Origin of the sequence: Streptomyces mobaraensis NBRC 13819 = DSM 40847 (assembly GCF_017916255.1) — a bacterium.
GTDB classification, from domain to species: Bacteria; Actinomycetota; Actinomycetes; order Streptomycetales; family Streptomycetaceae; genus Streptomyces; species Streptomyces mobaraensis.
This window is the reverse complement of sequence record NZ_CP072827.1, coordinates 3932203-3945290: the sequence shown is the minus strand read 5'-3', so window position 1 is coordinate 3945290 and position 13088 is coordinate 3932203. Positions and strand designations below refer to the sequence as shown.

Genomic DNA, 13088 nt, shown 5'->3' with positions numbered 1-13088 from the left:
CTGTTCTTGGCTTGTCTGTTGCTGCCCGATGCCGCTCCCTTCCTACGGGCCCGCGCCGCCATCCGGCCGCCGGTCCACCTCACCGCCCGGCCGCCGGACATCGCCGACCGCCGTGCCCGGCCCATGTCGGCGTCCCCGGCGCCTCTTCAACCCCCGGCGCCTCCGGGGCCTCAGGCCCCTTCAGCACCTTCCCTCACCGAACTGCCTCTCCGCCCGTCCGCCGCGACCGCCCTGGCGGCCCCGTCCGGCCCGGTCACCTCGGCCGCCTCCCCGGTCACCCCGGGCGGTTCTCGGCGACGGCGCGGATCGGCCCCTCAGTCGTCGTGGATATGGGCGAAGACGACCCGGACGTTCTCCTGCTGGATCGCGGTATGGCCTGAGCCGGTGACGTTCGCCGTGTTCTCCTGGTTCGTGGCTCCCGCGCCCGTCGCGACCTGCTGGCTGGTCGTGGAGTTCCCATGGTTGCTGCCGCCGACACCACTGCCGACGACGCCGGCGATCGCCGCGTTGGAACCCCGGTTGGCGAGCTGTCCACGGGGACCGTCGTCGGCCTGCGCCGAACCGGCGAAGAGGAGCGCCGCCATCGGGAGGGCGGCTACGGCGGCGAGGATACGGGCTGCTGTGCGGGTGCTTGCCATGTCATGCCTCCATAGGGGAACTGCGCTGCGGTGCAAGGCGGTTGGCCGGCCGCCCTGCGGATCAACGACGTCGCGACTGCAGATTTGCCCACCGAATCCCCACCGAACCCCCTGCGACTCCCCATTCCCTCGCAAGCATGACGTTGCATGGATAAACCTTCACCACCTCCACAGGCCCACGCATCCGGTCACACACCGTTCCCTCACCCCACCGAACTCCCGAAATCCCCACCTAGCGAACCGTTTCACCACCGATCCGACCCCACGCCCCCCGCTCCCGCCACCCACCGCTCCTCCGGCGCGGAACGGGGCAAGGGATGTGCACCGCGCCCGCCTCGCCCGAACTCCCGCGCACCAAGAGGGAGTCCGGGCGGTGAGGCGCCACACCGCACGGGCGCACGGCCGCGAGCGCACCCGGGACGGACCGGCACTCCGGCGCACTGGTTCGGCAGCGCACGAGCTCGTCCGGTCCGGCGACACAGCGGCTCGTCCAGTCCGGCAGCACACCGGCACGTCAGCGCACCCGCACGTCAGCTCACCAGCACGTCGGCACACCAGCACGTCGGCACGTCAGCACACCGGCCGCGCACGCAACGCAGCACCCCGCAAGGCAACTTCGCAGCCCGGAGACCTCGCAGTTCCGCGACCCCGCACCCCGCGCACCCCGGCGCCCCCGCCGGCCGACAAGCCAGGAACGCCCCCAAGCACCAGCGATCGCACAGGAAGGCAACCGATGATGACGAACCTCATATGCCAGGTCCTGCCCATCGCCGCCCCCACCCTCGGCTGGGCCGCCCACGCCCTCGTCCTCGCCCGCCGCCTCCGTACCGCCCGCACGGACCCGCTCACCGGGCTGATGCGCCGGGAGGAGTTCACGGCCCGAGCCCCGCGCGCGGTGCGCCACCCGCAGGCCGCGGTGCTGCTGCTCGACCTCAACGGGTTCAAACAGATCAACGACACCCACGGGCACGCGGTGGGCGACCAGGTCCTCGCCGCGGTAGGCCGCCGGCTCGCGGCCTGGTGCGCCTCGCGCGGCGGCTTCGCCGCGCGGCTGGGCGGCGACGAGTTCACCGCGGTCGTCCGCCTCGCCCCCGACGCCGACCTGGACGAGGAGCTGACGTACGGCCTGTCCGCCCGGCTCTCCGCGCCCCTCGACGCGGGAACCGTCACACTCTCCCCTCGCGCCTCCATCGGCCTCTGTCACACCGCGCACCGCCCGGGTGCCGCCCTGTCCGAGCTGCTGCGCGCCGCCGACGAGGCCATGTACACGGCCAAGCGCCTGGGCGACCACTGGCGGCCGGCCGGTGCCGTCGGCACGTACCCCACCGTGGCCGGACGCCGCGCCGGACGCCCGGGGACACACCTGACGCTGCTCACCCCGGTCCGGCGCCGGGCCGCCTCCTGAACGCCACCGTCCGCCGGGCGGCACCCCGCCGCCCGGCGAACGGCGTCACCACCGCACCGCCCCTGCTGCCCTTACTTCCCCTTCTTCCCCTACTGCCCCTACTGCCCCTACTGCCCCTACTTCCATGGCTCGGAGAACGTCCGTCCGGGCACCGGCTTGGCGACGAGGGCCAGCGGGACGAAGAACCCGACCTGGCCGATCGCGATCGTCAGGGTGGCCAGCGCCTTGTCGTCATAGTGCTCGGCCACCTGCGCGTACAGCTCGTCGGACACCCGCTCGCCCCACGCCGACGGCTGGAACACCGCCTCGACCAGGGCCAGCGCGGCCCGCTCCGCCGCGGTGAAGCAGGGCGCGTCCTGCCACGAGGACACCGCCGTGATCCGCTCCTCGGTCTCGTCGGCCTTGCGCAGCAGGTCGGTGTGCAGCATGGTCAGGTACGTGTTGCCGACGATCTGACCGGCCCGCAGGTGCACCAGTCCGATCGTCCGCCGCGGCACCGTCCGGTTCCCCACGGCCTTGAACAGCGCCGCCGACACCTCCGCCATCTCGGGCACGAGCTCCACCGGGTCGGACATCCGCGAGACCGCCGGCACCTCCGCCGTGATCGACCGCTTCGCCATCGCCATCTCCTCCTCGATCCACTGCCACCGCGGCCGAACCGCCGCCGTGTTCTTCGCTGACACCGCACTGACGGATCCGGGGAAACGAACGTGACCGGCGGCGGAAGGTGATCCGGAGCACACGGCGCCGGTCGCGAGGGGCCCTTCGGCGTTCCCCGAAATGCGTTGGGCCACCAGTGCGAAGAACCGGAGAATGATGCGGGCGCCTCAGCACCTCAGAGGCGCCCGCACTCCGTTCCGTACGACCCCTGGAGTCCCACGTGACCCACTCCTCCCGGCAGGCGCGCACCCTGTCGCGTCTCGCCGCCTCGGCGGCGCTCGCGTCCACCCTGATCGGCGGCGCCGCCGGCACCGCCGCGGCGGCCGGGCAGAGCGGCCAGGGCGGCACCAAGGCCGCGCGGCACCGGCCGACGCCCGTCGCGCCGTTCTTCTTCCTGTCCGGGATCCTGCCGTCGGGCCAGATGTACGCCTACCTGCCCGACGGCAAGGGCGGCTTCGACGCCCGCTCGGGCGCCTACGTCTGGCCCCACCTCAAGTACGGCGTGTCGGTGGATCCGGACCTGACGGGCAGTCAGGACGGCGCGTACCACGTCATGGACGACGGAACGCTCAACCTCTGGCGGAACGGGAAGCTGAAGCGGGTGGCCGGCGGCTGGGGCCGGTACGACAACGTCTTCTCGCCGGGCACGCTGGCCCACGCCGCCCACCCCGACCTGGTGGCGCGCGACAAGCAGGGCGTCCTCTGGCGCTTCCCGACCAAGGCGGACGGCACCCTCGCCCCCGGCGTGCGGATCGGCCCCGGCTGGGGCCAGTACACGCGGATCACCGGCCTCGGCGACCTGAGCGGCGACAACAAGGCCGACATCGTCGCCCGCGACAAGCAGGGCGTCCTCTGGCTCTACAAGGGCACGGGCGACGCGCGGAAGCCGTTCGCCGCCCGCACGCGCGTCGGCGGCGGCTGGAACCGCTTCGACAAGCTGGTGACCACGGGCGACGTCGACGCCGACGGCCACAGCGACCTCCTCGCCCGCGACCCCAAGGGCGACCTGTGGCTCTACAAGGGCACCGGCAAGGCCGCCGCGCCCTTCAAGGCCAAGACGAAGATCGGCACGGGCTTCAACCAGTACCGCGACCTCTTCTGACGTCCCGGGCCGCCGCTTCACCCGGAGCGGCGGCCTCCGCTCGCAAGACCACCGGTCGCATGGCACTATCACGACGGCGTTCCCCCCACATCCTTGCGCCATCCGTTTCACAGCAAGGACCCATTTAGCATGCACGGAAGAAACGCCGTACGTCGCGCATCGGCGACCACGCTCGTCATCGCCTCCGCGGCACTGGGATTGACGGTGCCGACCGGTCCCGCTTCCGCGGCACCCGTTTCCGGTTGCGCTCCCGGCGTCTGGAAGGCCGAGTTCTTCGCCGGCACCACGTTCGCGGGCAAGCCGAAGAAGACCGGCTGCGACCACGCGATAGCCGAGAACTACGGCAACGGCGCCCCGGCGGGCCTGCCGCGCGACAACTTCGGCGTGCGCTGGACGACCACCCGTGACTTCGGCTCCGGAGGCCCCTTCACCCTCGCCACGGAAATCCAGGGCGGCGTCCGCGTCTACGTGGACAAAACCCGCGCGATCGACCTCTGGAAGAGCGCGAAGGGAATTCGGAAGAAGTCCGTCCGGATCACCGTCCCCCAGGGGAAACACACTCTCCGCGTCGAGTACGCGAATGTCACGGGCCCGGCCGCCGTGAAATTCACCTATGCGCCGGTCACCGGCAAACCCGACGACAAGGTCAAGCCGCTGGCCCCGGCCGGAACGCGGGCCGCCTACGACACCGCGTCCGGCAAAGCGACCGTGACCTGGGCCGGGAACAGCGAACTCGACCTGGCCGGCTACCAGGTCCACCGCCGCGCCCTCCCGGCCACCGGCAAGCCCGGGCCGTGGCAGACCGTCAGCGGGGCGAAGCCGGTGACGCGCACGTCCCTCACCGACCGCCCGGCGAAGGACGGCAGCGGCTACGCCTACGCCGTCACCGCCGTCGACAAGGCCGGCAACGTCTCCGCCCGCTCCGCCGAGGTGCGCGTCACCACGCCCAAGCCCACCCCGCCCGCCCCCGCCGCACCGTCCGCCCCCGCCGGGCTCAAGGTGGTCTCGGCCAACGGCAAGCAGGCCGAACTCTCCTGGGCGAAGAACACCGAGCCGGACGTGCGCGAGTACCAGGTCTGGCGCCGCGCCGCCGGCCACGACTGGGAACTCACCGCCACGACCGCCGGAACCTCGGCCATCGACACCCCCAAGGACGACGGCACCGCGTACGAGTACGCCGTCGTGGCGGTCGCGGAGAAGACGCGGTCGGAACGCTCCGCGCCCGTCTCCTTCACCCCTGAGATCCGCCGCCCCGGCGAGCCGGGAATTCCCACCGGTCTCAAGGTGACGGGCATCGACGGCCGGCGCGCCAAACTCTCCTGGGACAAGAGCCCCTACGAGGACCACGTGATCGCCTACCGCATTTGGCGCCGGGATGCCCAGCACGACTGGAAGGCCATCGGAAAGAGCGGCAGCAGCGTGCTCTCGTACACCGACGACCCCACGGTCGACGGCACCACGTACGAGTACGCCCTCAGCGCGGTGGCCGTCAACGAGCGGGAAGGAAAGCGCTCCGCGCAGACCGTCCGCTTCACCCCCGAATTCCGGGGAGCGCCCCAGCCCCCGTTCGCCCTGGAGGCCTACGACACCCCCCAGGGCGTGAAGCTGTACTGGCGCTCCCTCGACAACGCCCCGTCCTTCCGCGTCTACGTCCGGAAGGAGCACGGAGGCCCCGCCTTCACGCTCGCCGGCACCCTCCGGAACCCGGGTGACGGGCGACTGGAATTCCTGGACACGAACACCGGCCGCGACCGCCTGACCTACTACGTGGTCGCCGTCTCCAAGGACGGCGTGGAATCCGGCCGCAGCAACCTGGCAAGCGTGGAAAAGCGCTAGAAATGCACCAGGGGTGCCGCCCTGAGGTCGGCACCCCTTCCGGCCGGCGCATCACCGCTGACCTCGGCGGAGGCTGAGGGATTTGAACCCTCGGTGACATCGCTGCCACGACGGTTTTCAAGACCGTGCCGCAGATCAGACCGCGTACCGCCCTGACCTGCGGAGAGACTGTCCTCCTCGGCCCTCGGGCTGCTCCCCGGTCCGCGCCTGGTCCGCAAGCTCCGGGAACGCCCCCCCGGGTCAGCCGGCGACTCCCAGCGCACCCGCGAGCTGTTGGCGACCGGGGGTATCCCTGGGGAGCGTCCGGTACAGGGCGAGCGCCCGAGTCTGGGTGAGACCGGTCTGATAGGAGGTCGGCAGACCACCGTACGCCTGGGCGGCGATGTGCGCCGCTTCGGCTCGGTCGCCGTCGTGGGCCCGGCAGGCCGCCTGATCAATGGCGATCAGCGCTCGGGTCATGTGTGACGGCATGCGCGACAGCTCAAGCGCCTGTCCCTGGGTCTCGTATGCCCGGTCGGTCTCCCCGAGCAGAGTCAGGGCCTGGCTCATGTGGACGTGGTGCTTCTGCATCGGGTAGCCGAACCAGGTATCGGCATGTTGCTGGGGCGTGAGCCGCTCCGCAAGAGTTTCGACGTCGGCCACCGCGCGGAGGGCCTTCTCCCGGTGGCCGCCGCTGGCGTAAGCGCGCGAAGCAACGGCCGAGGCCAATGCAGCGGCTGCGCTGGGTTTGCCTCCCGCCAGGTGCCGGGCTTGTTCGGCCAGGTGTGCGGCCGCCTGTGGAGCCCCGTAGTTGAGAGGCACCATCGCCTCGCGCCCGAGGACCCACGCGTGCAGGAGGTTGTCCCCCGACTGCTCGGCAGCCCGGCCGGCCGTACGGAACCATCGATGGGCTTCGCGGTCCTGGCCGAGATCATGCAGGACGATCGCGACCATGCCCGCCATCTGGCCGGTCACGTAGCACAGCGTGGCCCGGCCTTTGACGGTCTGCGGTCGAGCCAGAAGTGCCCTCAGCTCGCCGAAGTCCCCGGCGAGGTTCGCCAGCACGTCGGCCGGCGCCTGGCCGTGGTAGCCGTATCCGTACCGCTCGGCGGTGCTCTCCCAGAAACCGAGATCGGACGACGTATGGTCGGCGGCCAGAGCGGCGTCGATGTCGTGGCGGGTGGTGGTCAAAGCGGCGAGCCCGGAACCTGCCAGACCGGCAGCGAGCGCGCCGCGGACTACATCGCGGCGCTTCATCGGATCTTCTCCATCTTCTCGATGCTGTTGGGGAGTTCGCGTACCCGCGCTCTCCCACGGCCTCTCGGCCAAGCCTAAACACCGGCCGGCGATCCGGAGCCCGTCAGCGATCCGCTCCAGGCCGGAAAGGGACGTGACGGTCCCATGCCCCCTAGCTATCTGGCTCACGCGTTCGGCACGGATGCCGCACGCCTCGCTGATGCGGTTGAAACTGATGCCCGCCTCGTGAGCGAGTGCGAACAAGGCGCCGACATCACGGCGGGCCAGCGCTTCGGCGACACGCCGATCATTCAGAAGTGCTGGTGGAAGCGCTGCCGGTGACGCCGGAAGTTCCATGCCTACCCCCTGAGTTGGTAGTACCCCCCACGGAATGTACCCATCATGGGTGCCCCCTGCGTGGGGTTACCGCGCTTCTCGCCCCGCCCTTAACTGGCATCGCCGACTGATCGTCCAAGCCTCTGCATGACACCCATGCCCACAGCCCGGCCGCCGGTTCGTCCCTGTTCGGCGGGCCTGGCGAGCAGAAGAGACGGTGATCCCAAGATGCATGGCACAGGAACAGCCAGGACCGGTATTCCCCTGGATGAAGTGACGCACAGCGCGGCTGCTGACCAGGGGCGCCATGAGTCCGGTGGCGCCCCCATGGTCGATCGCGTGGCCCTGATGCAACGGGACGCCCGATACGACCACGCGACGGAGGAGACCCGGTTCGCGGTTGAGGTGCGTCTTCGTGACGGAGGCGCGGTTCGCACGGAACTGGTCCTCGAACCGGGCCAGTTGTATGCGGTGAGCCTCCAGGTCGAACGAGCCATGGCCGCTCGTGAACGGGCCCGATCGGAGGGGTCGCGGTGATGAGCGCCTACCGGCGTCGAATCGACCCGGAAGCCGGGGCCGTGGCCGTCTGGCTGGGCGCGATGGCTACCGCCTTCGCCCTCCTGGCGGTGATCGTCGATCGGGACATGAACGCCGAGTCCTTGCACCCGGGCTTCGCGGTCGTGGCCCCGGACACCGACCCGGTCACTGACACCCCCGCTTGATCCGGCTCCGGTACCCGGCGGCGAACCCGCTTCGGGGTGCCGGGGCCCTCAGCGTCCCTCCACTTCCGGTCGCGCCCCTGGCGCGCGCACTTCCTGCACATCGGCCCTTCGACGCTATGGAGGCATCCCCATGCAGCAGCACCTTCCCGATTCCGCGGCGACGGCGGAAGACGTGCGGCTCAGCACGGGCTACTACCTCAACCTCAACGCGCTCAGCCCCTACCTCGCCCGGCTGCTGGCACGCTGCCAGACCGTGTTCGACGTCAAGCCGGCCGTGGTCGCGGACCTGGACGACCCCACCGCGTGCGGCCTGGACGCAGACCGGGGCGGCACGATCGAGAGCGGAGCCCTGTGCCAGGGCGACGTCATCGTGCAGGAGGGGGCACGTATCGAAGCCGGAGCCCAAGTGGTCGGCCCCGTCCTGGTCTGCTGCGGGGCGGTCATCGGGGCCGGCGCTCTGGTGCGGGACTACGCCGTGATCGGCCCCGGCTGCCGGATCGGGTTCGGGGCGGACATCACCCGGAGCCTGCTGGCCGGACACGTCTTCGCCAAGCACCCCTGCTTCGTCGGCGACTCGGTGGTCGGGTACCGCGTCAACCTCGGAGCCTTCTGCTCCACGACCGGCCTGCGCTGCGACCGCGGGCCGGTCGCCGAACCGGCGATCGAGGAAATCACCGTCACCCTGGACGGGCGCCGGATCAGCAGCGGCCAGACGAAATTCGGTGCGGTCATCGGTGACGAGGTCGCATTGCCCGCCGGGACAGTGCTGTCACCGGGGACACTGATCGGCCCCCGCAGTGTGGTCTACCCCCACAACCACATCGGCGGCTTCCTGCCTGCCGGGTCACGGGTCAGGTGACCATGACCATCTCGTCTGACGGTCTCGTGAAAGTCACCGGAAACCGAGCACTGACCGGCCGGTATCCAGTGCAGGGCAGCAAGAACATCGCCCTTCACCTGTACGCGGCAGCGCTCCTGGCCGATACCCCGCTGGTCCTGGTGCGGGCGCCGGACATCGTGGACACCGGCGTCTGTGCCCAGATCCTCCGGCACATCGGTGTCGGCGCCATGTTCGACCGCAACCAATTCATGGTCAGCCCGGCCGAGACGCTGAGGCCGGTGGTTCCGTACGAACTCGGCCGGCAGATCCGCACCACCGCCGTCCTGGCATCCGCTGTCCTTGCCCGTGCCGGGCAGGTCACCTTTCCCTACCCCGGTGGTGACGCGTTCTGTCCCCGGTTGATCGACCGCCATCTGGCGGCGATGCGGGCCGCCGGGGCAGAGGTCGTCTCGACACCGACAGAGCTCCGGGTCCTGTCCGGGCGACGCGGCCTGCGTGCTTTCACCGTGGACGTGAACACCCCATACGGGCCGAGTCTGGGAGCGACGGTGACGGCGGTGCTCCTGGCCGCACGCATCCCGGGTGCCTCGTTGATCACGAGCCCGAGCATCGAGCCCGAGGTGATCGAGACCTGTCGGTTCCTCGCCGTTCGGGGCGTCGCGATCCACTGGGACGTCGAGGGGCTACACGTATCGGGGAGTGACCGGATCGACGGCGGCACCTTCGCGATCGTGGGCGACCGCATCGAGGCCGCCACCGTCGCCATGGCGGTTGCCGCGACCGGGGGGTGCGTGGACCTGGACGGCATCACCCTCGACCACCTCCCCGTCGGGTTGATCACCGCACTTGCCCACGCGGGCATCGCTCTCGCCGCCGACGGCCAGACCGTCCGCGTGCAGCTCGTGAGGGCCCTGTCCGGGGTGGAGGTCGCCACCGGGCCGCATCCCGGCTTCCCCACCGACAGTGCCCCGCAGTTGGCAGCGCTACTCACCCAGGCCGCCGGGCCCTCGTTGATCGGTGAGTGGGTGTACCCCCGGAGGGACACTCACGTCGTCCCGCTGCGGGCCTTCGGCGCGGAGCTCACCGTCACGGGGTCAATGATCCGCCTGCACGGCCCCCGACGGCTCCACGCCGCAGACGTGCAGGCAGCCGACATCCGCGCGGTGGCGGCACTGCTGATCGCCGCCCTGGCCGCCGACGGCACCTCTACGATCCGGGGTCTGCACCACTTGCGGCGCGGCTACGGCCATCTGCTCCCGAACCTGGCCAGGCTGGGCGCCGAGGTCACCATCGAACCGGAGGTCTAGATGCCCGCACCGTTCAGCGCCGACGACACCGCCCGCCTCGGGGAGACGCTGCAAGAAGTGGTGGCCGACGGTGCGAGTCCGGGCGGTGTCGTCGTCGCGGGGACCGCCGGTCACGGCCAGGAGGTCATGGTGGCCGGCGTGGTCGCTCCCGAGTGCGGATCACAGCCGCCCTCGGTGCACACGGTCTACGACATCGCGTCGCTGACGAAGGTCGTGGCCACCTGGCCGCTCGTCGGCCGGGCCGTCCAGGACGGGCTGATCGACTTGGACGCTCCCATCCGCGACAGCCTTCCGGTGATGAGCGGGGAAGCCCCCAGCGGGGAAGCCAGCGTACGGCAGTTGATCACTCACACTTCCGGCCTCCGCGCCTCCACCCGGCTCGACCACTACCGTGGCGCGGACCTGCCGCTGCACGAGCTCTTGTGTCGCGAACCGCTGGAGGACACCCCCGGCGCCCATCGCTACATCAACCGCGGCTACATCCTCCTCGGCCTCGCCCTCACCCACCTTCACCGCCGGCCCCTCGACCAACTGGCAGCCGACATGTGGGGCGGGCTCGGCATGCGCAGCACGTTCTACGGCCCGGTCGCCCGTACCTCCGGCGTGGCCCCCACCGAACAGCGACTTCCCGGCGCCCCGCGCATCTGGGGTGCCGCTCACGACGACAACGCCGGGCTCATGGGAGGCGTGGCCGGTCACGCCGGAGTGTTCTCCACCCCGGCCGACCTCGCCACCTACGCCCAAGCCCTGCTGTCCGCCGACGAGAGCGGCCCGTTGGGTGACTGGCTCCGTTCCAGTCTGGTCCCCCACGCTCCGATCGAACCGGGCCTCGACCGTGGTCTGTCGTGGATTCTCGCCGCCGGCGGGTCCGTCGCGTATCACCACGGCTTCACCGGCACCAGCCTGTACCTCGCCCCCTCGACCGGGCGCTACCTGGTGATCTGTACGAACGCCGTCTATTACGGCCCGGCCCGCGTACGCCTCGCACCGCTGCGAGCTCTGGCCCTCAAGACGATCTCGTCGGAATGAACTCCCTGCCGCGCCTCGGAGTTGCGGGCCACCCACCACTCGCCTGTGTGGGCGGCCACCCCCACCAGTCAGCCACCGCGCGCCCGCACTGTGACGACCACCCGCCACGTGTGCCTCCAGCAACCACCCACGTACGCCGGCCACGCTATTCATTGCGTCACGGCCGGTGTCGCGCCGGCCGTTGCGTTGCATGCTCGCCCGGCCCATCGCGGGCGCTGGCGCGAACGGCGGACAACAGCAGGGAGGCGGGCGGTTCGGGGCTGTGGGGTGCACATGTCAGACGCGGCGGCTGGACGGCTGGCCTCGGCACTGTCGGCCTGATGGTGTTGGCGATGGGCCGTACGAGGAACTTCCTGGTCCTGGTCGTCGCGCTCGGTTGGCATTGCGCGCTGAGTGGACGGGGGCCGCCGGAGCGGGGCGGCAGACAGGAGCGGCGGCGGCCACGGGCCGCCAGCGCGCGGCGGCCCGCGTGAGCGGGCCGCCCTTGAAGAGAGCCGTCCAGAGGTTGGTTCGGGCTGGACCGACGACGGCAAGTCCTACGAGAAGCGCGGCCTTAAACGACGCGCCCGGCGAGCAACGCGATCGGTCCCCATCCCGCCGGTCTTCGTCCGGATGGTCCGCGAGCACATCAAGACGCACGGAGTCGCTCCAGACGGCCGACTCTTCTGGGCCGTTCATGGTGGCCGGGTCCGCTCAACCGAGTACTGCGACCTGTGGGAGGCAGCCCGGGAGAAGGTCCTCACTCCGGAGGAGCTGAAAACCCCTCTGGCCAAGGTGCCGTACTCCCTCCGACACGCCGGCATCTCGCTCTGGCTCAAGGCCGGCGTCGAACCGGCGGAGGTCGCCCGACGAGCCGGCCACAGCATCGCCGTGCTCTACCACTTCTACGCGAAGATCATCAATGGCGTCCAGCAGAAGGCGAACCAGCTCATCGACCGGGCTCTCAACTCTGCGGATTGATCTTCCTGCGGGCGACCGAATCTCCTCCTGGACCTCATCAGTGGGTTCAGGAGGAGTTCTGCGTTGGCTGCGGACAGAGATCAGGCGTCGTCGGGGGCGCTTTGCTTCAAAAACTGCTCTACCTCGTTGGCCACACTCGGCTGCGCCGTTGACGCGCGCCGCCCGAGACGCGTGGACCCCTCGTGCACTCCGAGTCCGCCGACCCAGACGTATCCGAACGCCGGGTCTCCGTCGATGTCGGGGCTGACCTGGATGTCCAGTTGCTTGAGCTTCGCGGCCGTCGCCGCCACGTAGAGGGTTGCCGTCACCCGCCGCTGGGGATAGAGGTTGAACCCTCTGATGACGTCAGACCCGTACTCATCAATGAACGCACCATGGCCGTCCCGGCCCACCCGGACGTCGAAGTGCCTGAGTCCCGAGTACAGATCGATAGTGAAGTACTCAGTGCCGCGGTTCTCGAACGTCACGAGAAAGCTGACGTACGACAACCCCTTGGCCTTGTCATCGCGGCCACGTGGTGGCACAGCTTTCTTGAGACCGTGTACTCGGACTCGCAGACCAGCCCACTCCTCCGATTGGTACTCCTGCCAATCCCCAACAACATTCGGCGCGTGCATTGCTCCACCCCCTCCTCTCTGGAGCTTAAAACGACCACATCCAGACAGGGGGACTGGGGTCGTCGGAGCTCCAGGGCGCCCAAGGCCAGAGCCGCCCCTGCTTGGTCCGCGCCTGGTCCGCACGCGCTGATCAGACCCGGGAAACGGGCGTCACAAGGTGAGACAAGGCCCCAACGCGAAAGGGGCGCCCCGGACCGGGACACCCCTTCTGACCTGCATCAATGCTGGCCTGGCGGAGGCTGAGGGATTTGAACCCTCGGTGACATCGCTGCCACGACGGTTTTCAAGACCGTTCCCTTAGGCCGCTCGGGCAAGCCTCCCCGCGCCGGGCTGTCCGCCGCGGCGCGGGGGACAGCCTACCGGGTGCGGGTTGGGGCGGGGAGACCTGCCGGGGGCGGTGGGGCGGTCACGCCGGGTCCG

At 70.3% G+C, this 13088-nt stretch carries 12 protein-coding genes and 2 tRNA genes; 8 read left to right on the top strand and 6 right to left on the bottom strand.

What is annotated here, in order from left to right; translation table 11 throughout:
* Nucleotides 1-314: 314 nt before the first annotated feature.
* Complete coding sequence (locus J7W19_RS16855) at nucleotides 315-638, bottom strand: hypothetical protein (RefSeq protein ID WP_004943098.1); 324 nt, start codon at nucleotides 636-638, stop codon at nucleotides 315-317.
* Between the two features lie 733 nt (nucleotides 639-1371).
* Between J7W19_RS16855 and J7W19_RS16850 the strand changes: the two genes are divergently transcribed.
* Nucleotides 1372-2043, top strand: coding sequence for a GGDEF domain-containing protein (locus J7W19_RS16850; RefSeq protein WP_004943096.1), 672 nt, complete (start codon nucleotides 1372-1374; stop codon nucleotides 2041-2043).
* A gap of 116 nt (nucleotides 2044-2159) precedes the next feature.
* On the opposite strand, the gene J7W19_RS16845 is transcribed toward J7W19_RS16850, so the two are convergent.
* Nucleotides 2160-2663, bottom strand: a complete 504-nt coding sequence (locus J7W19_RS16845; protein WP_004943094.1) for a carboxymuconolactone decarboxylase family protein — start codon at nucleotides 2661-2663, stop codon at nucleotides 2160-2162.
* Between the two features lie 260 nt (nucleotides 2664-2923).
* On the opposite strand from J7W19_RS16845, the gene J7W19_RS16840 reads away from it, so the two are divergent.
* Complete coding sequence (locus J7W19_RS16840) at nucleotides 2924-3805, top strand: FG-GAP repeat domain-containing protein (RefSeq protein ID WP_004943092.1); 882 nt, start codon at nucleotides 2924-2926, stop codon at nucleotides 3803-3805.
* A 129-nt stretch (nucleotides 3806-3934) separates the two neighbouring features.
* Nucleotides 3935-5641, top strand: coding sequence for a fibronectin type III domain-containing protein (locus J7W19_RS33510; RefSeq protein WP_004943091.1), 1707 nt, complete (start codon nucleotides 3935-3937; stop codon nucleotides 5639-5641).
* Nucleotides 5642-5708: 67 nt separating this feature from the next.
* On the opposite strand, the gene J7W19_RS16830 is transcribed toward J7W19_RS33510, so the two are convergent.
* Nucleotides 5709-5818: transfer RNA gene (locus J7W19_RS16830), tRNA-Ser, on the bottom strand.
* 63 nt (nucleotides 5819-5881) lie between these two features.
* A complete protein-coding gene (locus J7W19_RS16825) occupies nucleotides 5882-7213 on the bottom strand; it encodes a hypothetical protein (protein WP_040889303.1) in 1332 nt (443 codons plus the stop codon).
* A gap of 515 nt (nucleotides 7214-7728) precedes the next feature.
* On the opposite strand from J7W19_RS16825, the gene J7W19_RS16820 reads away from it, so the two are divergent.
* The 5 genes from J7W19_RS16820 (at nucleotide 7729) to J7W19_RS16800 (ending at nucleotide 12051) form a co-directional block, all read left to right on the top strand.
* Nucleotides 7729-7914, top strand: a complete 186-nt coding sequence (locus tag J7W19_RS16820; protein ID WP_004943084.1) for a hypothetical protein — start codon at nucleotides 7729-7731, stop codon at nucleotides 7912-7914.
* A gap of 130 nt (nucleotides 7915-8044) precedes the next feature.
* Complete coding sequence (locus J7W19_RS16815) at nucleotides 8045-8773, top strand: LbetaH domain-containing protein (protein WP_004943082.1); 729 nt, start codon at nucleotides 8045-8047, stop codon at nucleotides 8771-8773.
* A gap of 2 nt (nucleotides 8774-8775) precedes the next feature.
* Nucleotides 8776-10062: a UDP-N-acetylglucosamine 1-carboxyvinyltransferase gene (locus J7W19_RS16810; protein WP_078587935.1), complete on the top strand. Its 1287-nt coding sequence runs from the start codon at nucleotides 8776-8778 to the stop codon at nucleotides 10060-10062.
* On the top strand, nucleotides 10063-11091 hold the full coding sequence (locus J7W19_RS16805; RefSeq protein WP_004943076.1) for a serine hydrolase domain-containing protein: 1029 nt from the start codon (nucleotides 10063-10065) through the stop codon (nucleotides 11089-11091).
* Between the two features lie 393 nt (nucleotides 11092-11484).
* Nucleotides 11485-12051 (top strand): site-specific integrase, encoded by a 567-nt coding sequence (locus tag J7W19_RS16800; RefSeq protein WP_275450986.1) that lies wholly within the window; start codon nucleotides 11485-11487, stop codon nucleotides 12049-12051.
* An 80-nt stretch (nucleotides 12052-12131) separates the two neighbouring features.
* On the opposite strand, the gene J7W19_RS16795 is transcribed toward J7W19_RS16800, so the two are convergent.
* Entirely contained in the window at nucleotides 12132-12668 is a 537-nt protein-coding gene (locus J7W19_RS16795) for a hypothetical protein (RefSeq protein WP_040889298.1), read from the bottom strand.
* A 230-nt stretch (nucleotides 12669-12898) separates the two neighbouring features.
* Nucleotides 12899-12988 (bottom strand) — tRNA-Ser (locus tag J7W19_RS16790).
* Nucleotides 12989-13088: the final 100 nt, after the last annotated feature.

What these genes read in the sequence shown, in the direction of transcription:
- J7W19_RS16805 (WP_004943076.1), top strand. Translation starts at nt 10,063, where the DNA reads ATGCCCGCACCGTTCAGCGCCGACGACACCGCCCGCCTCGGGGAGACG.
- J7W19_RS16795 (WP_040889298.1), bottom strand. Translation starts at nt 12,668, where the DNA reads ATGCACGCGCCGAATGTTGTTGGGGATTGGCAGGAGTACCAATCGGAG.
- J7W19_RS16845 (WP_004943094.1), bottom strand. Translation starts at nt 2,663, where the DNA reads ATGGCGAAGCGGTCGATCACGGCGGAGGTGCCGGCGGTCTCGCGGATG.
- J7W19_RS16810 (WP_078587935.1), top strand. Translation starts at nt 8,776, where the DNA reads ATGACCATCTCGTCTGACGGTCTCGTGAAAGTCACCGGAAACCGAGCA.
- J7W19_RS16855 (WP_004943098.1), bottom strand. Translation starts at nt 638, where the DNA reads ATGGCAAGCACCCGCACAGCAGCCCGTATCCTCGCCGCCGTAGCCGCC.
- J7W19_RS16825 (WP_040889303.1), bottom strand. Translation starts at nt 7,213, where the DNA reads ATGGAACTTCCGGCGTCACCGGCAGCGCTTCCACCAGCACTTCTGAAT.
- J7W19_RS16815 (WP_004943082.1), top strand. Translation starts at nt 8,045, where the DNA reads ATGCAGCAGCACCTTCCCGATTCCGCGGCGACGGCGGAAGACGTGCGG.
- J7W19_RS33510 (WP_004943091.1), top strand. Translation starts at nt 3,935, where the DNA reads ATGCACGGAAGAAACGCCGTACGTCGCGCATCGGCGACCACGCTCGTC.
- J7W19_RS16850 (WP_004943096.1), top strand. Translation starts at nt 1,372, where the DNA reads ATGATGACGAACCTCATATGCCAGGTCCTGCCCATCGCCGCCCCCACC.
- J7W19_RS16820 (WP_004943084.1), top strand. Translation starts at nt 7,729, where the DNA reads ATGAGCGCCTACCGGCGTCGAATCGACCCGGAAGCCGGGGCCGTGGCC.